Annotated in this window: 15 protein-coding genes; 9 read left to right on the top strand and 6 right to left on the bottom strand. The window is 37.4% G+C overall.

Annotated features, from left to right (window positions below; translation table 11 throughout):
* Positions 1-56 precede the first annotated feature (56 nt).
* Complete coding sequence (gene pgmB / locus ACFX4R_RS18525) at positions 57-764, bottom strand: beta-phosphoglucomutase (protein ID WP_043977541.1); 708 nt, start codon at positions 762-764, stop codon at positions 57-59.
* Positions 765-1,039: 275 nt separating this feature from the next.
* On the opposite strand from pgmB, the gene ACFX4R_RS18520 reads away from it, so the two are divergent.
* From ACFX4R_RS18520 to ACFX4R_RS18480, 9 genes are all read left to right on the top strand, one after another.
* Positions 1,040-2,677: a PTS transporter subunit IIBC gene (locus ACFX4R_RS18520; RefSeq protein ID WP_025752447.1), complete on the top strand. Its 1,638-nt coding sequence runs from the start codon at positions 1,040-1,042 to the stop codon at positions 2,675-2,677.
* 4 nt (positions 2,678-2,681) lie between these two features.
* Positions 2,682-3,467, top strand: coding sequence for an endonuclease/exonuclease/phosphatase family protein (locus tag ACFX4R_RS18515; RefSeq protein ID WP_013059869.1), 786 nt, complete (start codon positions 2,682-2,684; stop codon positions 3,465-3,467).
* 291 nt (positions 3,468-3,758) lie between these two features.
* Positions 3,759-4,859, top strand: coding sequence for a glycosyltransferase family 4 protein (locus ACFX4R_RS18510; RefSeq protein ID WP_237075088.1), 1,101 nt, complete (start codon positions 3,759-3,761; stop codon positions 4,857-4,859).
* Positions 4,856-5,794 (top strand): glycosyltransferase family 2 protein, encoded by a 939-nt coding sequence (locus ACFX4R_RS18505; RefSeq protein ID WP_013059871.1) that lies wholly within the window; start codon positions 4,856-4,858, stop codon positions 5,792-5,794. The genes ACFX4R_RS18510 and ACFX4R_RS18505 overlap by 4 nt, the downstream gene beginning before the upstream one ends.
* Before the next feature lie 2 nt (positions 5,795-5,796).
* A complete protein-coding gene (locus ACFX4R_RS18500) occupies positions 5,797-7,515 on the top strand; it encodes a DUF6020 family protein (RefSeq protein WP_043977549.1) in 1,719 nt (572 codons plus the stop codon).
* Positions 7,515-7,850, top strand: a complete 336-nt coding sequence (locus ACFX4R_RS18495; protein ID WP_013059873.1) for an EamA family transporter — start codon at positions 7,515-7,517, stop codon at positions 7,848-7,850. Before ACFX4R_RS18500 ends, ACFX4R_RS18495 begins: the two co-directional genes overlap by 1 nt.
* On the top strand, positions 7,843-8,175 hold the full coding sequence (locus ACFX4R_RS18490) for an EamA family transporter (protein WP_043977551.1): 333 nt from the start codon (positions 7,843-7,845) through the stop codon (positions 8,173-8,175). The genes ACFX4R_RS18495 and ACFX4R_RS18490 overlap by 8 nt, the downstream gene beginning before the upstream one ends.
* Positions 8,176-8,205: 30 nt before the next feature.
* A complete protein-coding gene (murJ, locus tag ACFX4R_RS18485; RefSeq protein ID WP_377570051.1) occupies positions 8,206-9,708 on the top strand; it encodes a murein biosynthesis integral membrane protein MurJ in 1,503 nt (500 codons plus the stop codon).
* Positions 9,709-9,733: 25 nt separating this feature from the next.
* Positions 9,734-11,110, top strand: coding sequence for an O-antigen ligase family protein (locus ACFX4R_RS18480; protein ID WP_043977555.1), 1,377 nt, complete (start codon positions 9,734-9,736; stop codon positions 11,108-11,110).
* Between the two features lie 28 nt (positions 11,111-11,138).
* Here ACFX4R_RS18480 and ACFX4R_RS18475 read toward each other — a convergent pair whose 3' ends face one another.
* The 5 genes from ACFX4R_RS18475 to ACFX4R_RS18455 all read right to left on the bottom strand — a co-directional run bounded on the left by ACFX4R_RS18475 (position 11,139) and on the right by ACFX4R_RS18455 (position 19,031).
* Positions 11,139-12,938, bottom strand: a complete 1,800-nt coding sequence (locus ACFX4R_RS18475) for a cation:proton antiporter (RefSeq protein WP_043977557.1) — start codon at positions 12,936-12,938, stop codon at positions 11,139-11,141.
* A 226-nt stretch (positions 12,939-13,164) separates the two neighbouring features.
* Positions 13,165-14,913: a thiol reductant ABC exporter subunit CydC gene (cydC, locus tag ACFX4R_RS18470; protein WP_377570049.1), complete on the bottom strand. Its 1,749-nt coding sequence runs from the start codon at positions 14,911-14,913 to the stop codon at positions 13,165-13,167.
* Positions 14,910-16,622 (bottom strand): thiol reductant ABC exporter subunit CydD, encoded by a 1,713-nt coding sequence (gene cydD / locus ACFX4R_RS18465; protein ID WP_377570047.1) that lies wholly within the window; start codon positions 16,620-16,622, stop codon positions 14,910-14,912. The genes cydC and cydD overlap by 4 nt, the downstream gene beginning before the upstream one ends.
* Positions 16,622-17,638, bottom strand: a complete 1,017-nt coding sequence (cydB, locus tag ACFX4R_RS18460; RefSeq protein WP_043977563.1) for a cytochrome d ubiquinol oxidase subunit II — start codon at positions 17,636-17,638, stop codon at positions 16,622-16,624. Before cydB ends, cydD begins: the two co-directional genes overlap by 1 nt.
* The gene (locus ACFX4R_RS18455; protein WP_377570044.1) at positions 17,625-19,031 is read right to left on the bottom strand and encodes a cytochrome ubiquinol oxidase subunit I; all 1,407 of its coding nucleotides are present in this window, start codon (positions 19,029-19,031) and stop codon (positions 17,625-17,627) included. The genes cydB and ACFX4R_RS18455 overlap by 14 nt, the downstream gene beginning before the upstream one ends.

The raw sequence follows: 19,031 nt of genomic DNA, 5'->3' as shown, positions 1-19,031 counted from the left end.
TATTTTATTCTAGCATATGTTTTTTTGCGCTTTGCTACTTGCATGTAAAAGATTTACTAATTTTTTGTATACGCGCTGTTATAATCTGTTCCTTTTCTTGCTTTTTCGAAAACCTCTTTGATCGTCTTTAAATGCAAATCAGCTGTTGAATATACGTGAAAACTCACATCCTCTTCCTTCAGATGCTTACCAACGCCGATAGAAACCATATCTGTTTGATTAATAGCTTTTATACCGGCCTCTCCATCTTCTATGCCCACACATGCATAGGGTTTTACTTGTAATTGATCGGCAGCTGTCAAAAATATTTCTGGATCTGGTTTTCCCTTCTTTATTTTTCTCACATCCACAATGCAATCAAAAAAAGAACGTATTCCTAGCGAATCTATTACAGTATTTGCATTTGAACTAGAAGAAGCAATTCCCATTTTAATGCCTTGCTTTTTGCAATCTTCTAACAACAATTGTATTCCTGGAAGTAGATGATCCTTTGTCATTTCCCTTATTAATGCTTGGTAATGCTTATTCTTTTCATCAGCAAGCTGTTCTTTTTTTTCCACTGTGAGACGTACGTTGCCTTGTGCAGCAATGAGCTCTACAGTTTTCACTCGGCTGATCCCCTGAAGCTGCTGATTCAGTTCTTCAGAAAATGAAACGTTAAGTTGATCTGCTACTTTTTTATTTGCTCTATAATATAAATGTACCGTATCTGCAATAACACCGTCTAAATCAAAAATAATCGCTTGTAGCCCTTCTTTTTTCATATTATCCTCCTCTGCACTTGTCTTTATGCCATTACTTGAATGCTTTGATTACATTCTATCGTGTTAAAATACCGTTAATACTGTTCACTTTATCATAAAATTTTTTTCATCATTTATGATTCATGAATAAATTTTTCAAAAAAAGAGAAATTACAGTCTTGCATTATGAAAGCCCTTTTATTACAATAAGGTTATGCAAACGGTTGCACTATCTTTGAAATATAGTTTATCAAAAAATAAAATGAAAACCCATACATAGGGGAAGGGGAAAAACTATGAAGAAGTTCTTTTCATTTGATTTTTGGCAGAAATTTGGTAAGGCTTTATTAGTAGTAGTAGCGGTTATGCCCGCAGCTGGTATTATGATTTCACTTGGAAAACTAGTTGCAATGACTGGGGGAGACATCACTGCTGTACAAACAATTGCACGCGTGATGGAAGACATAGGCTGGGGTATCATTACAAATCTTCATATTTTGTTCGCTGTTGCCATCGGGGGCTCTTGGGCAAAAGAACGTGCTGGAGGTGCATTTGCTGCACTCATCGCATTCATTCTTATTAATCGAATTACAGGAGCCATTTTCGGAGTTAAAGCAGAAATGCTCTCAGATTCAAAAGCAACGGTTCAATCACTGTTTGGACAAGAATTAGTTGTAAAAGACTACTTCACATCTATTTTAGGATCTCCTGCTCTTAACATGGGAGTGTTCGTAGGAATTATCGCTGGGTTTTTAGGTGCGAATTTATTCAATAAATATTACAACTATGATAAATTGCCTGAAGCCCTTTCGTTTTTTAACGGCAAGCGCTTCGTACCATTTGTGGTCATCGGTGGTTCAGTTGTAACGGCACTGCTTTTATCCATTGTATGGCCGTTCATCCAAGGTTCATTAAACAGCTTCGGACAGTGGATTGCAACATCTAGAGACACAGCTCCTATTCTAGCACCATTTATTTTCGGAGCATTGGAGCGCCTACTTCTTCCATTTGGTCTTCATCATATGCTGACAGTTCCTATGAACTACACGGAGCTAGGCGGAACGTACAAAATTTTAACAGGTTCTGGAGCAGGTTCCACTGTTGCCGGTCAAGATCCTTTGTGGCTTGCTTGGATTGCAGATTTAAATAATTTCCGCGCTGCAGGAGATATGGACAGCTACAAACAGCTCTTACATGACGTTACACCTGCACGATTTAAAGTAGGACAGATGATTTTATCTTGTGCGTCATTAATTGGAATCGCTTTAGCAATGTATCGTAACGTAGATCCTGACAAACGTTCAAAATATCGTTCAATGTTCTTTTCAGCTGGACTAGCTGTTTTCTTAACAGGCGTAACAGAACCAATCGAATTTATGTTCATGTTCGCAGCACCTCTTTTATATGTCGTATATGCAATTATGACTGGACTGGCTTTTGCCATTGTTGATATTGTTCATGTTCGCGTACACTCCTTTGGCGTAATTGAACTATTAACACGTACACCAATGATTATCAAAGCCGGACTATGGGCTGACTTAATGAACTTTGTCATCGCCTGCCTTGTATTCTTTGGCTTAAATTTTGGAGTGGCAAACTTCTTAATCAAACGTTTTAACTTCCCAACGCCGGGACGTAACGGAAACTATATCGATGAAGAAACAACTGCAACAAGCAGCAAGCAGGTGAAAAATGATTCGCTTGCCCCAGTCATTATTGGACTGCTTGGCGGAGAAAACAATATTGAAGACGTTGATGCTTGTATGACTCGCTTACGTGTAACGGTAAAAGATATACATGCCGTTGCAGGAGAAAGTGAGTGGAAACAAAACGGAGCCCTTGGTTTAATCTTGAAAGATAAAGGGGTACAAGCTATTTATGGACCTAAAGCGGATGTTTTGAAATCCGACATTCAAGATTTGTTAGGAGCTTAACATAATGAAGCTATTAACGTTAAATTGCCACTCTTGGCAAGAGGAAAATCAGCTAGACAAGTTATCTTGTCTAGCTGAAGTAATTAAAAAAGAAAAATATGATGTCATTGCTTTACAGGAAGTAAGCCAAAAAGTAGACGCACCTTATGTATATGACTACATTCGCAGCGATAATTACGCTTGGCTTTTAGCAAAAGAACTGGGTAAGCAAGGTGAAGACTATCAATTGGTATGGGATTTATCTCATATAGGCTATGAAGTGTATGAAGAAGGAATTGCCATTTTAACGAAACACCCGATTATTGAAGAGCATTCATTTTTTGTTTCACAAACGTCAAATATTGACTATTGGAAAACGAGAAGAATTGTTGGAGCCACAATCGAATATGAAAAAGAACTTCTTACGTTTTATTCTTGTCATCTTGGCTGGTGGGATGACGAGGAAGAGCCGTTCAAGCAGCAAGTTGATACACTGCTAGCTCATGTACACAAAGATAACCCATTTTTCCTACTTGGAGACTTTAATAATGACGCTCATAGACGAAATGAAGGTTACGACTACCTGTTGAGCCAAGGCCTCTATGATACGTATACTCTATCGAATAAAAAAGACAGCGGTATTACAGTTAAAGGTAACATTGCTGGATGGGATGATAATGAACGGGCACTGCGCCTTGATCTAATTCTATCGAGTCATGCGCAGGATATTCAGTCATCAACTGTGGTGTTTAACGGCATACATTATCCCGTTGTTTCTGACCATTTTGGGGTAAGCGTTGAAGTGAAATAAGTGACATAAAGCGAACGAATAGCGTTCGCTTTTTTTCGTGTGATTATGATGATGTGAAAATCATCTTCTTTACTGCTTTATCTATCGTTTTGGAAGTGTCCGATAAACTTTCGCATTTTAAAAAGTAGGTGTGCTATAATATTGTGATGTTGGCGATATGCAACCCATTTTTGCATGTTTATCAATGAAATCGCTCAACTTAATAGTAAGATGATACATGTAAGCTCTATTTAAATGAACACCCGTTGTCATTATCATAAACTAATAAAGAAAAATAGGTGTGAAACAATCATGAAAATTTTGTTGATTTCAAATATGTATCCTTCGGAACAATTCCCTAGCTATGGTGTATTTGTTCAAAACACTGAAAAAATTTTAGTTCAACATGGTATTCAAGTTGATAAAATTGTCATGCAAAAAAAGACAAGTAAATTAAGCAAGCTTTTTAGCTATGCTTCTCATTATGCTAATGTCGTCTTGACGGGCTTGACAAAAAACTACGACTACCTTTACGTACATTATGCATCTCATAATGCTCTTCCGCTGCTGATTCTTAAAAAGCTAAAGAAGAATGTGAAGATTGTGACAAACGTGCATGGTTCAGACGTTGTACCTGAAGTACCTTCACAGGAAAAGTATCAGCCTAGAGTAAATGACTTATTGCACCATTCTACTAAAATTATTACTCCTTCTCCTTATTATAAAGGGCTCGTTGAAGAGAAATATAAGGTTCCTAACCCAATCTATATTTTTCCAAGCGGAGGAGTGAATAAAGATCTGTTTCACCCTTATGCAGATAAAAGCAAAGCTTATCAAGAACTAAACTTGGACCCTACTATCCGTTATCTTGGATGTGTAAGCCGCATCGATGTGGGTAAAGGATGGGAATACTATCTGCAAGCAATTGCAAAAGCTGAACAACAAATGCCCACTTCTTACAAATACCTATACGTTGGAAGCGGAAAAGATGAAGCTGCATTTAAAGAAATGATCAAGACTCTGGGCCTAGAGGAAAAAGTCATCCATTTCCCTCTCCTTCCTCAGTCCTCTCTTGCTTACGTATATAATGCAATTGAAGCATTCGTGTTTCCGACCGTAAGAAAAGGAGAAAGTTTGGGCTTAGTCGGCCTCGAAGCTATGGCTTGCGGAGCACCCGTAATTGGGAGTCAGATTGGTGGTCTAAAAGATTACATTATAAACGGAAAGAATGGTCTATTCTTTGAACCTAAAAATGTAGACGAACTAGCTTCACAACTACAGGCTTTTATTAATCTTCCTGAAGATGTGAAACAGCAAATGTCTCAACAGGCGTTACAAACAGCAAACCGCTACACAGTAGATGTAATTGCTGAACAACTCCCAACAATTTTTTTTGATGAGGTGGAAAAATGAAAGTCGCAGTTTTAATTCCTTGTTATAACGAGGAAGTAACAATTGGAAAAGTAATTGACGATTTCAAACGCGAACTGCCTAGTGCAGATATTTATGTGTACGATAACAATTCAAAAGATCGCACAAGTGAAATTGCACTTGAACACGGGGCAATCGTCAAAAAAGAATTCAAGCAAGGAAAAGGAAACGTTGTACGTTCGATGTTTCAAGAAATTGATGCAGATTGTTATGTCATGGTAGATGGGGATGATACGTATCCTGCAGAATTTGTTCATCAATTAATTGAGCCTATTAGAAATCGAGAAGCTAACATGGTCATTGGAGATCGTTTATCAAACGGAACGTATCTCGAAGAAAACAAACGTGCTTTCCATAATTTCGGAAACAACTTAGTACGTTCTTTAATTAACGGCCTGTACAAAAGCAACATTAAAGATATCATGACAGGTTATCGTGCGTACGATAAATTATTTGTAAAATCAATACCTGTGATGAGCCCGGGATTTGAAATTGAAACAGAAATGAGTCTTCACGCGTTAGATAAACGCTTCCGCCTAAAAGAAATCGCGATCGATTATCGCGATCGACCTGAAGGCAGCGAATCGAAACTTAATACGTTCTCTGATGGATTTAAAGTGTTACGAATGATTTTTACGTTATTTAAAGAGTACAAGCCGCTTCAGTTCTTCTCCATTTGGACAGTGTTATTTATTGTCGCAGGATTAGCTGTTGGTGCTCCAGTACTTTATGAATTTTTTGATACAGGCTTTATTACCAAAGTACCTTCATCTATCTTAGCAACTGGATTGATGGTGTTAGGTGTTTTATCTTTCGTCTGTGGATTAATTCTAGATACAATCGCTTCATTAAATCGCAAGCAATATGAATTAGAACTAAATAAAAAAATTGAACAGATTGAACAAGTAGGAGAATAACAATGATGAAGAATAAAAAAAGTATTTTGCTGCTTACAGTAACAGCTTTAATTATTCTTATCGGTTTAAGTATTGGTAATCCAGACGGTGTTCACTATCTTTCCCTTTTTGCTGCACTTGTATTTACCATCATAAGCTCTATTTTTATTTATAAAAATAGAGCTTATGCTTCATTTAAACCGCTAGAATGGCTATTGCTGATTGTTTTTTCGTTTATCGTACAGTTTTCTCTTTTAGATAACTTACATATGACGAGCTCAACTATTTTCTTACTCGTTTTGTATGCCGTCAGCCGTACTTTATTGGCAATGCTGCTAACGGCCGCTGTACTCAGCGCTATCAAACAGATAAACGATTTTCACTATACATTTGCACACCCAAAGCGTTACCTAGGAATTGTTACGATTCTTATTTTAGCTGTTAGTCTATATTACTGGTTCGCCTTTTTCCCAGCGGCCATGACTCCCGATTCATTAGCACAGTGGAGACAGGCACATAACGGAGAATTTAACGATTGGCACCCTATTATGATTACGTGGCTGATTATGCTGCTGACAAAAATATGGGATAACCCAGGAATTGTAGCATTCACGCAAATTGCTGTTGTAGTAAGCATATACGCCTATACGTTCGATTTTTTCATTAAACGCAAAGCACATCCTGTTATGATTGGACTTTTAACAGCTATTATTGTCATTATTCCAAGCTTTTTAATCTTTTCAATTATTATTTGGAAAGATATTTTATACAGTGCTTTTCTGCTGTTTTTTACGGTGAATATCGCAAAAATCTATTTGTCAAAAGGTGCTTGGATTAAAAGTAAAGCAGGCTTTTTCTTACTTTTACTTTCTGCATTTGGAGTAGCTTTCTTTAGACATAATGGTTTTCCTGTATTTGTTTTGACTTTCCTTTTAATGATCGTCTTATTCAGAAAAAATTGGAAACCTCTTGTCACGATTTTCTTAGTTGTCTTTATTTTACAAAAGATTGTTACAGGCCCTGTGTTCACGTGGCTTGATGTACAGCCTTCGGATCCAAATGAAGCTTTGTCTATCCCAACTCAACAAATTGCAAACATCATTTCAAATGATGGGGAGATGTCAAAAGAAGAGCGCGAATATTTTAATAAAGTGCTTCCTATTGAATTGTGGAAAGAAAAGTACAATCCATATAAAAGCGATCCTATTAAATTCACTTGGAAATACTACGACCGCGAGTTTATTTTTAATGATCTAGGTCTTTACTTTAAGAATTATGCTAGCATTGTCATCAAAAATCCTTATCTAGCAACGGAAGGGTTTCTCAAACAAACAGCTTTAGTATGGCAAATCAATCCTTTTAAAGATGGCTACACAGATACGTATGTAACCAACATTTATTACGGCAATGATTTAGGTCTTAAAAATAAAGTAATCGAGCCGTTTATTACGCATACTGCCAATGCTTACTTAGCTATTTTTAAGCACCCTGTTTTTACATTCTTATGGAAACCAGCTTTTTATCACTGTGTCATTTTATTATTTTCATTAATGCTAGTGATTCGAAGAGGAATTACGTCACTTATTATCGTCATTCCTTGGGCTCTTAACACGCTTTCTGTTCTTGCGGCATTGCCGGCTCAAGATTTTCGATATTTATTAGCAAGCGTATTTGTGTCTTTCTTCTTTATTGGTCTTCCTTTTATCCGATTTGATCAGAAAGAAAGGGATGTGACCTCCTGATGGAGAGCAATTACAACAAAAAGCTAGGAATCACACTCATTATCGTGGCTTCCCTGTTTACAGCTGTTGGACAACTTTTTTGGAAGTTGTCCGAAGCTTCATTTAACTTAAATTTAATTATTGGTTTTTTTCTTTATGGATTAGGAGCGGTTTTTATGATTGCCGCTTTTAAATTTGAAAGAGTTTCCTTGCTTCATCCATTTTTAAGCCTAGGATACGTAATCAGCATTGCTCTTGGTTTCTTTCTATTAAATGAAACCATTAGCCCTATGAAGCTGGTCGGTACTCTTATTATTATCGTAGGTGTAATTTTAGTAGGTGGCCAAGATGAATAGTATCCCTCTTTTACTTATTATGACTCTTTTAGGTTCAGTTGGAGCTGTCTTTTTCAAGTATATTTCTACGTATTTAAATAAAAAAAAGATAAAGCTAGCGCTTATTTGCTTTGTGGGTGGCGGCCTTTTTTACGGGGCGGCAGCTCTGCTTAATGTGTATGTTTTAACGCTGTTACCTTATTCTATTGTATTTCCGCTCACGTCTATTACGTATATTTGGACATTAACATTCGGTTACTTTTTAATTAAAGAAAAAGTTACAACAAAACAAGTTATCGGCTGTATTCTTCTAATTGTCGGATGCTTCTTTATTGCTAATAGTTGATGAGATAACTTGAAAAGGTAGGAGTTTCGCATGAAAAACTTAAAATTCGCGAGCATTTTACTGCTCATATCAACATTATTTTTGAAATTTTCTAGTATGATTCGTGATTTGGTTATTGCTAACTATTTCGGTACAAGTTATATTGTCGATTCATACAACGCAGCAATGATCATTCCAAACGCTTTTATTTTATTTATGCTAACGGGGATGAAGGATGCGTTTATTCCTAGTTATTTACGTTATGAAAAAGAAAATAAAGGAAAGGTTCATTTGACTAATATTGTTAAATCAACCTTTCTTATTTGTTTCATTATTTCGGTTCTCGGATCAATTGCTGCTTTCTTTTACTTTCCCGCTTCGTACTCTAATTTTTCCAAAGCAGCAATTGAACTAGGAATTTATACGGGCGTTATGTACTTTTTATCTCTTTCACTAGTTGGAGTGAATGCCGTATACGAAGGTGTATTTGATGCACGAAGTCAATATTCTTTCTCTGTGTTTTCTCAAACGGTTGTTGTACTATTTACGATTTTAAGTACAATCCTATTACATTCAATTATGGGCGGCTATGCAATTGCTCTTGGCTATTTTATAGGAACAATTGCTTCTTTCTTAATTAAAGTTGTCTATTTTAAACCGCAGCATCTGCTGTTATGGAAGCAAAAAATTGACCGTGATGAAGTGGTGGCTTTTTATAAAGTATTCATCCCTGTTGGTGTGACCATTATGGTCGGTCAAATTAATTTAACTGTAAACTTCTTCTTTGCTGGCTCCTTTGGTGAAGGTGTTATTTCATACTTAAATTACGCCTTCAGACTTGTAAGTATTCCCCAGGCAATATTCGGGGTTACGGTCGCAACCATTATTTATCCGCTGATTGCCAGAGCCATTTCTGAAAAAGATGAAGAACGCTTTAAATCTGGAATTGAAAAAGGGATTACGTTTATGCTGATGCTGCTGATTCCGACGATTGTTATTATGATCTTTTACATGAAAGACATTGTAATGATTGCTTATCAGCGCGGTGCATTTGACGCAAATTCAACGTTAAAAACAACCGATGTATCTTATTATTACCTAGGTTCGGTGTTTTTCTATTCGCTGCAAGCTGTTCTTGCAAAAGGATTTTATTCTCTTCAAAAAGGTTATCTTATTATGAGAGCAGGCTTATTATCCATTGTGTTAAACATCATCTTTAACATGATTTTCACTAAATTTATGGGATACCAAGGATTAGCACTTTCCATGTCAGTGGTTGCCTTTTTCTATACGGCCATCATATTCGTTATGCTGGCAAAACAAATCAATCACTTCCATTACGGATATCTAGTGAAAGAAACAGGAAAAATTCTTTTAGCTTCTGTACCTGTTGCTATCCTCATGTTCTTCTTGAAGGACATCGCATTTTTGAATTCATTACATGTTATCTTACGATTTGGTATTGTCTGTCTTGCAGGTGGTTTAGTATACTTAATGTCGACGCTATTATGCAGAGTAGAAGGTGTTATGCTTTTAGTTAAAAGAAAACGTTAATTCACGTAAAACAGGAGAGTACTATATGAAGAACACATACTGGTTATTTTTTCTGTTCGTTGGTTTTATTTCAATTCAGCCAATTATTGATATGCTAACGACGTACATGGTTTTGAACATGGATAGTGGTCTCTCAATTGGGGTTGTTATTCGCTTTCTATATATGATTTTTGCAGGTGTCCTACTTTTAGTGTTTGCTAAACAATCAAAATGGGCTAGATATTCGATTATCTACCTTATTGTTTTTGCACTCTTTCTTGGACTCAATATCTACTTAAATCATCAATGGAAAGATCCTTATTATATTGGGCAAGAAATTAAATTTTTCAATAAGGTTGTTTATATGAACGTTACATTACTTGGAATGATTGTGATGTTTTCACATTATCGATCGTCTTTGGATGTAAAAAGAATATTGAGCAAAAACTTATTGACTGCTTCACTCATCATCAGTATTGTTTTTATCGGTACAATGCTAACAGGTACAGCACTAGAGAGTTATCAGTATAATAAAATCGGATTCAAAGGCTGGTTTTATGCAGCGAATGAGCTAGGGGCAACCATTGCTATTTTGCTTCCTCTCACACTGCTTTTAGCTTTAGATAAAGTACGTTCGTTTTCAAAAGCTTATTACTGGATTCCTTTTATATTGTTAGCTGTTTCGTCCATCATGCTTGGAACGAAAGTAGGCTTAGGTGCCGTTATTCTTTCTTTAGTTGTAGCAACAGTTGTCTTATTTGCAAAATTATTTACGAATAAACGCAGCTTAATTAAAGCCAACTTAGTAATCTCGATTCTGCTTTTAATTGTAACCGGAGCAACCACTCCGATTTCTCCAGCTTATAAAAACACATATACGCACATCGATATGTTAGAGGCTAAAAAAGAGAAAACAAAGCAAGAAAAGCCGGAAAAGAAAGAAAAAGAAAAGCCGGCTAAAAAGAAAAAGCAAAAGGAATCAAATTTAGATGACAAAGATATTCAAAATCTGATTCTAAGCAGCCGTGAGCAATTTTTAGCTCATCATAAGGAAGAGTATGCAAAAGCACCTATTGCAAGAAAAATGATAGGTATGGGCTTTTCTGGTGACTATACAAAACAGCTTCCGCCAAAGATGATTGAAATGGATTTTTATGATCTGTTTTTCTCTTTAGGTATCATCGGATTTTTACTATGGGTTCTTCCACTTCTAGTAGTTGGTTTAACCGTACTGGTTCGATTATTTAAAAACCCGTCACAGCTTCTTGATGAAAGCTTTATGATGTATAGTACAGCAATTGTATTAGCTCTTGGAATTGCTTTTGTAGCTGGGCATGTCTTCACCGCACCAGCTGTTACTATCTATTTTGCAGCAGCTGCTGCTTATCTGTTCGTCATTCATTTTAAACAAAGACAAGCATAAAAAAACAGGCCACTGAAGGCCTGTTTTTTTATCTTTTTAACGGCTGAAGGCTTAACACCGTATCACCCGCATTAACGTTTATTTCTTGATCATGAGCAAAAAAACTCAATGCCTTTCCTTGCTTGCTCACTGCTAGTAAAAGAGAATCATCGCTTTTCTCCTCAAGATATGTTTCATACGTATATTCATCCGTAATTTTTGTATTGTAAATCGTATGTCCATGCTCCATTTTATGATGTAGAAACTCCCACGTAATTCCTTTCTTAAAGAGCATGCGTCCTCTTACCGTGTGCATAATTTCATCGACATCTTCTCTTGAATCTTCTTGATCACGAATACTCAATTGAAAAACATTGTTCCGTCCCATATCTTGAAGAAAAGCAGTACAAACAAGTGCATTATATGCATCTAACTCAGTTGCAGCAATCACGTATTCATAAGGAGTTAAATCTAGATGATATTCCGTTTGCTCAGCTAGAACTTCTCCGTGATACACATCTACTTCCGCTCTGCGCGCAACTCTTAACCGCTCCCACGAAGAATCAGCAACTAACACTGGATAGCCCAGTTGCTTTAACTTGGAAGCAAAGGCAACCGTAAAATCATTGCTTCCTACAAGCAAAATACCAGGTTCTTCTCCAATTGATAAATCAAGCTTCTTAGCTAGCCAGGAAAGGGAAAAACCGTGTGCACAAACCGTAGCAAATACTAAAGCAAATGTCAGTGTTGTTAGGATGGAAGCATCTTTAAACCCTTCATCGATTAGTACTTTCGCAAAGTAACTTGAGACCGTTAACGCCACAATGCCGCGCGGGGCAATCCAGCCAATCAGTATTTTTTCTTTTATAGATAAATCTGTCCCTACCGTTGATAAAAAGATGGAGACAGGTCTGACAATAAACAGCATAAGTAAAACAAACAAAATAATATTCCAATGAAAAATTTCAGTAATGGTCTTCATCGTCAGTCCAGCCGTTAACATGATAAAAATAGTAGAAGTCAATAGAACCGAAATGTTCTCTTTAAAATGTCGCATATCACTAATAGATGAAATATGCATATTAGCAAGGGTAATCCCCATCGCTGTCACTGCTAGAAGACCTGTTTCATGCTTAATTTCATCAGCTATCGTAAAGCAGGCAATAACAACAATAAATACGACAGGAGATTTTAAATACTCTGGAATATGCCCCTTTTGAAACATCCATCCTATTCCGCGGCCAAGAAGCCATCCTATTAAAACAGCAATAATAGAGGCTGCAAAGAAAAAGAGAATTGTTTTTCCACTGACTTCTCTCAGCACTAAAAATTGAACAATTTCAAACGAAAAAACGGCCAGGAGTGCACCAAATGGATCAACAATAATACCTTCCCATTTTAAAATCGCTGCTGGTTTTGGTTTTAATTTAGCTTGTCGTAAAAGAGGTAAAATCACGGTTGGACCCGTCACAATAAAAAGCCCTCCGATAACAATTGCCACCGCCCATGATAAATCCGCTATATAATGAGCAGCTAAAGAGCCTAAAATCCAAGCTAGCATGGCTCCGAGCGTCACAATGCGAAACACGGGCTTTTCGATTCCCCTTACCTCTCTCATGTCTAAGTTCAAGCTGCCTTCAAATAAAATAACAGCTACAGCAATCGATACAAAAGGATCAAAAAGCTGAGCAAATTGTGCTTTAGGGTCAATTAAACCTAAAATAGGGCCTGTTAGCAGTCCGATAATTGACATCACGACAATTGCTGGTAACTTAAATCTCCAAGCCAGCCACTGAGATAGAACTCCTAGTCCCACTACGAGCGTGATATGTATAAGCATAGGTTCCATTGTATCTTCCTTCTCTCGTTCGCATAATGTGTATATATTTTCCCTAAAATAAACCGATGTTATACAGGAAGAAACAAACACTACCTTGTTTTACCACTTTTTCAAAAATGCTAAACGCATACTCCTTTCTTTGAATCCAAGCTGTTTTCTTTCATTCGACACATATTTTACTCGTGTTTGTCGAATTTCACTTTATGATCAAATAATAAAAAGCCTTTAGCTTCTGCTAAAGGCTTTTTGCCGGATGATCCAATTCATATAGCTTTTGATAGTGACTGTTCGTCGCAAGTAATTCATCATGTGTTCCTCGAATGGCTATCTTACCATCTTGTAAAAATAAGATTTCATCCATTTTTTCCATCCCAACTAAATTGTGCGTAACCCAAATTAAGGTTTTATCTTGAAGAGTTTCAAAGATAGTGGATAATAGACGCTTTTCAGTCATAGCATCCAACCCTGCAGTTGGCTCATCTAGCATAACAATTGGCGTATGCTGAAGCAGAACGCGTGCTAACGCAATCCGCTGACGTTCTCCTCCCGAGAAGCGCTGACCTGTTTCGAGCATCGGCGTTTGATATCCTTGGTGCAAACCTTCCACAAGGGAGTGCATATTCACTTGCTTCATGGCCTCAATTACTTCTTCTTTTGTAGCTTTTTCATTAGCTAGTAATAAATTGTTGGCTACGCTTGTATTAAATAAATAAGGATTTTGATTTAATACAGAGATGAGTTTTGGTACATCTTCACGAACTTCAGCAACAGACTGACCGTTTAGTTGAACTGTGCCTTCTGTAGGTACTAAGGAGCCTTCCAGCAACTTTAATAGAGTCGATTTTCCAGCTCCACTCTTGCCAAGAATCGCAATTTTTTTCCCTTGCTCGACTTGAAATGAAAGATCATGAATGACTGACTCCTCCTCATTACTATAGCGAAAGCTTACATGCTCAACTTTTAATCTAACCGAATTCCATGAACCTTCATAAGGTAGAGAAAGAGTATGTTTTTTCTTTTCGTTCACATCTTCCCAGTTCTTTTCCATTGCCTGTACTCTATTTAATGATTCTTCAAACTGAGGAATCTTTTCTATTGCATTGGATACTGGCAGCAGGGCTTCAGATAAAGGAAATACTACTAAAATAAAAGCAGCAATAAACACACCTGCAAGCTCTTTATCTGCAAAAAGAGAAGCTCCAAACCAAATCATTGTGACAATTAAACCTGCTACAATAAGTTGTCCAAACAATTCTCGGTAATACGTCCATAGTTTAAGCTTACGATCCATGCCGTCTAACTCATTTTCTGTTTTGTCATACGAATGAAAAAATGACTGCTGCTGACCGCTTAACACCCAATCAGCAACTCCTAAAAAGCCATCTGTGACCTTGGCATATAACTGTGCTTTGCTTGATTTATATCGCTGATTGGCTGCCTTCATATGCCAAAGGGAAAAAAGCGGCATTACTACTACTAATAAAAATAAATAGATGGCAATCAAACATGCAAACTTTAGGCTAAAGAATCCTAAAGCTACAATCGAAATAACGTATAAAATAACAGCTGAAATTGTTGGAAGAATGGTACGCAAGAACAAGTCTTGTAAACTTTCAATATCTTCCGCGAGAACTCCTAAAACATCTCCTGTTTGATAGCGAGATGTAGCAATTAACGGTTCAATCAAATGATAAAGACGCGTACGCATTTTAGCTAAAATGCGAAGAATAAAATCGTGACTGACAAGACGCTCCGCATAACGGAAAGCGGCTCGGCTTAAACCAAATGTACGCACAAGTACAATTGGAACATACACCAATAAAATCGTTTCTGGCCGTAAGGAAGAAGCTGAAATCAAATAACCTGAAGTGAACATTAGCGCGCAAGCAGAACCAATCGTTAACAAGCTTAGTAATAAGATAGAAAAGATACGATATTTATATGTTTTAAAGTAGGGCCATATCCAACTTTTATATTTCATCATATCTCCTCCTCTTCATGTAAAAATTGATAGTAAACTCCTTTTTTTTGAATCAGTTCTTGATGATTACCGATTTCTGCAACCTTTCCGTCCTCTATTACAACAATGAGATCCATGTCTTTCATCCAATGCAGACGGTGCGTAGCTAAAATAAATAACTTGTCTTGGAACATCGTTAAAATATCTTGCTTTATTTCATATTCCGTTTCAATATCGACTTGTGCCGTTGGTTCATCAAGCATAATAATAGGACGGTCGCTTAGAAACGCTCTTGCTAGAGCAATCCTTTGAGCTTGGCCGCCGCTAAGCTGTCGCCCCCCATCCCCTATCATTTCATTTTCCTTCTTAGGCATCTGTTGAACCGTTGATAAAAGTCCTGCTTTCGTTAAAGCATCTTCATAATCATATGAGCCGCCTCTGTCTTGATAAAATTCAATATTTTCTTTTACTGTTCCATTAAAAATAAATGGGTGCTGAGGGATATACGTAATCTGCTTTTGCCAAGCATCTGAGCGTAAATCAATTGGCACGCCGTTTACTTCAGCAGAGCCTTCTGTAGATTGTACAAAGCCGCTTAGTATATCAATAAGCGTCGATTTTCCAGCTCCGCTTTTTCCGATGATTCCAATTTTCTGCATTCCTTTAACATGCAGTGACACATCTTCAAGAGAAGGTGGATGCTCTTCGTCATATTTTACAGTGATATGCCTTAATTGAAGTTCACTATTTTCAGTCCAACTAGGAATATCTTCTTTTTTAGCCGGCGATTTTTCAGCCTGCTTCACAATCTTAAGTAATGCATCTCCGGATTCTTTTCCGTCTAATGTTGCATGGTAATCATTTCCGATTTCTCGTATCGGCAGGAAATATTCAGGCGCCAGCAATAAAATCATAAGTGCAGGCTCTAATGTCATAGACCCGTTTACGAGCCGCAAACCAAGCATAACAGCCACGATGGCTACAGATAACATCGTAAAGAAATCTAAAGCAAACGTAGATAAAAAAGCAATTCGGAGCGTTCCCATTGTCGCTTTTCGATAACGGTCACTGACTCTTTCAATCGTTTCAGCATGCTCCTTACTTTTCCCGAGAAATGTTAAAGTTTCTAACCCTCGAAGCGAATCTACAAAGTGGTTGGACAACACGTGATATGTCTCCCATTGGCTGTCTATTTTTTTTTGTGCAGCCAATCCAAGCAAAATCATAAATAAAATTAAAATTGGCATGGTCACAAGTAAAATAATGCCTGAAAGCCGATCATGGTACCAAACGAAAGTAAGCACCAGCCAAGGTGTTACGCTAATGGCAGCCAGTTTAGGCAAAAACAGCTCGAGATAAGCACGAAGCTTCTGTAGGCCTGTGGTGATGAGCGTCACCAAGTTTCCTGTTCCTTCATCTTTGGTAAAACGCGGTCCTAATGAAAAAATGCTTTGCATGACTATCAAACGAAGTTCCTGAGTCGTTTTGACTCCAAATTGATATGCTGTTTTTTTTACTATAAAACCTACGATCTGACGAATCATAAAGGCAGACAAAAACAATCCGATTGCTTTTGTCTGCGAGGTTAAACTTTCACCATGAAAAAGAGCGGTAATTACTTCGGCGAGCCACTTAGCTTGAAAAATAATGGCTACACTTTGAATAGTAATAAGCCCTATTAACATGGCAAGAACCATTTTTATTCCGTTGTAAACCATTAAATTTCTACCCATTAATACTCCATATGCTCCTTATGATCTACACGTTTTCTGAAAACGTAGTAGCTCCAAATTTGATAACCTAACACAAAAGGCAGTAATGCAATAGCAGCGTAAGACATAATTTTTAAGGAATAATTCCCTGATGCTGCATTATGAATCGTTAAACTATAGCTTTCATTGATTGAACTAACCAAAACGGTTGGAAACAATCCTGCAAATATAGAGGAAATTGATAAAATTAAAATTAAGCCAGACATAGCAAATGCCCATCCGTCTTTTTTACGTGTAAGGAAAAATCCTGCTAGTAAATACACGAAAATACCGATGAAAAATGTATATAGCATCAAGCGGCTATGATTACTGAATAAATCTGTTTCAAAAAACGTCATGCCTGAAAAGATAAGAAGTAATAAAGCATTTATAGGCAAAAGCTTCATAGCGACCTTCCGTGAACGATCTCTAATATCGTCCATCGTACGGATCGTGGCAAAAATAAGTCCGTGCCATAAGCAAAGCATTGTTAACGTAACGCCGCCTGTGATGGTATATAGATTAACAATATCCGAAAAGCCGGCGTTCATTTGCATATTGCGCTCAACAGGCAGTCCTTTCATTAGAGCTGAAAATAAGATACCAAAAATGAGCGGTGGAAAAAGACTTCCAAAGAAGATAACCCAATCCCATGCATTTTTCCACGCTTGTTTTTCAACTTTCCCTCGAAATTCAAATGCTACACCGCGGCCAATAAGCGAAAGCAAAAGAAGAACAAAAAGAACATATGACCCGCTTAATAGCGTTGCATACCAGTTTGGAAAAGCGGCAAACATAGCACCGATTGCTGAAATTAGCCAAACTTCATTTGCATCCCAAAAAGGACCGATTGTATTAATAAACGCTCGTCGCTCTAAGTCGTTTCTTCCTAAAAAACGAGACACCATTCCAATCCCAAAATCAAAGCCTTCTAAAAAGATAAAACCAACAAACAGAATGGATACTAGTAAATACCAGAATTCATTAAGAGAAAACATTGTATCCCTCCTTGGTAAACGGATCAGTTGATACTACTTTTGTATGTGCTTCGTGATCGTGATCTGGACCTTTTTTAATTTCTTTAACGAACAAGAACACCATAATCACAGCTAAAATTAAATAAAAGAATGAAAACGAGATAATAGAAAACAGCAATTCACCTGCTGTTACACCAGGAGACACGGCATCTTCCGTTTTCATATAGCCAAATACAACCCAAGGCTGACGGCCAATCTCTGTCATAATCCAACCTGCTGAGCTTCCAAGGAACGGAAAGGCAATGGCAATCGTCATAATACGCAAAAATAGTTTGCTTTCTTGAAGTTTTTTACGAGAAAGCAAGTACGTGCCCCAAATGCCTAATGCACATAATACGCCACCTAGACCAGCCATAATGCGGAAACTCCAAAATGTTGTCCGAACGGGTGGAATATAATTTCCTGCTCCATATTTCGCCGTGTACTGCTCCTGCAGCTCGTTCATCCCAGGAACGGAACCTGAAAATTTCCCGTATGATAAGAAGCTTAATAAATAAGGTATTTTGATTTCCCCCGTATTTTTCTTTTCATCGGGGTGAATATTTGCTGTCACCGTCCAAGCGCCTGGACTTCCGCTGTTTTCCCATAATCCTTCACTTGCGGCCATTTTCATCGGCTGTGTTTTAACTAAGTATCCAGCCTGTTCATGACCAGATAACGCAATTCCCACACCTGAAACTAACCCTACAATAATGGCAACTTGAAATGATTTTTTGGCAAAAGCCAAATGTTTTTTCTTCAAGAGCATAATGGCACTAACACCCGTGATAAAAAAGGCGCCTGTTGCAAACGAACCTAAAATGGTATGAGGGAATTCAACCCACAGCTGACCGTTTGTTAACAATTTAAAGAAGTCATTCATTTCTAAACGGCCATTATTCAGCTCCATTCCAACCGGATGCTGCATAAAAGAATTAGCCGTTAAAATGAAGAACGCCGAAAAAATAGTACCTAGACTAACAAGCCAAATACATAGACAGTGCAGCCATTTAGGCAAACGATCCCACCCGAAAATCCACAGTCCAAGGAAAGTGGACTCCATAAAAAACGCGAGTAGTGCTTCAATAGCAAGCGGCGCACCGAATACATCTCCTACAAACCTTGAGTACTCTGACCAGTTCATGCCAAACTGAAATTCTTGTAAAATACCTGTTACGACTCCGACAGCAAAGTTAATCAGGAATAAGTGCCCCCAAAACTTTGCCATCTTTTTATACTTTTCATCTTTTTTTACTACGTACATCGTTTCCATGATCGCTACTAAAAAGACAAGACCGATAGATAGCGGTACAAAGATAAAATGAAACAGCGTCGTTGATGCAAATTGAATACGTGATAGTATAACTGTATCCAT

The organism is Priestia sp. YIM B13490 (genome assembly GCF_042787735.1).
In the GTDB taxonomy this organism is placed as follows: domain Bacteria; phylum Bacillota; class Bacilli; order Bacillales; family Bacillaceae_H; genus Priestia; species Priestia megaterium.
Note: the sequence above shows the minus strand (reverse complement) of the source record. Positions and strands in the feature narration are given on the sequence as shown.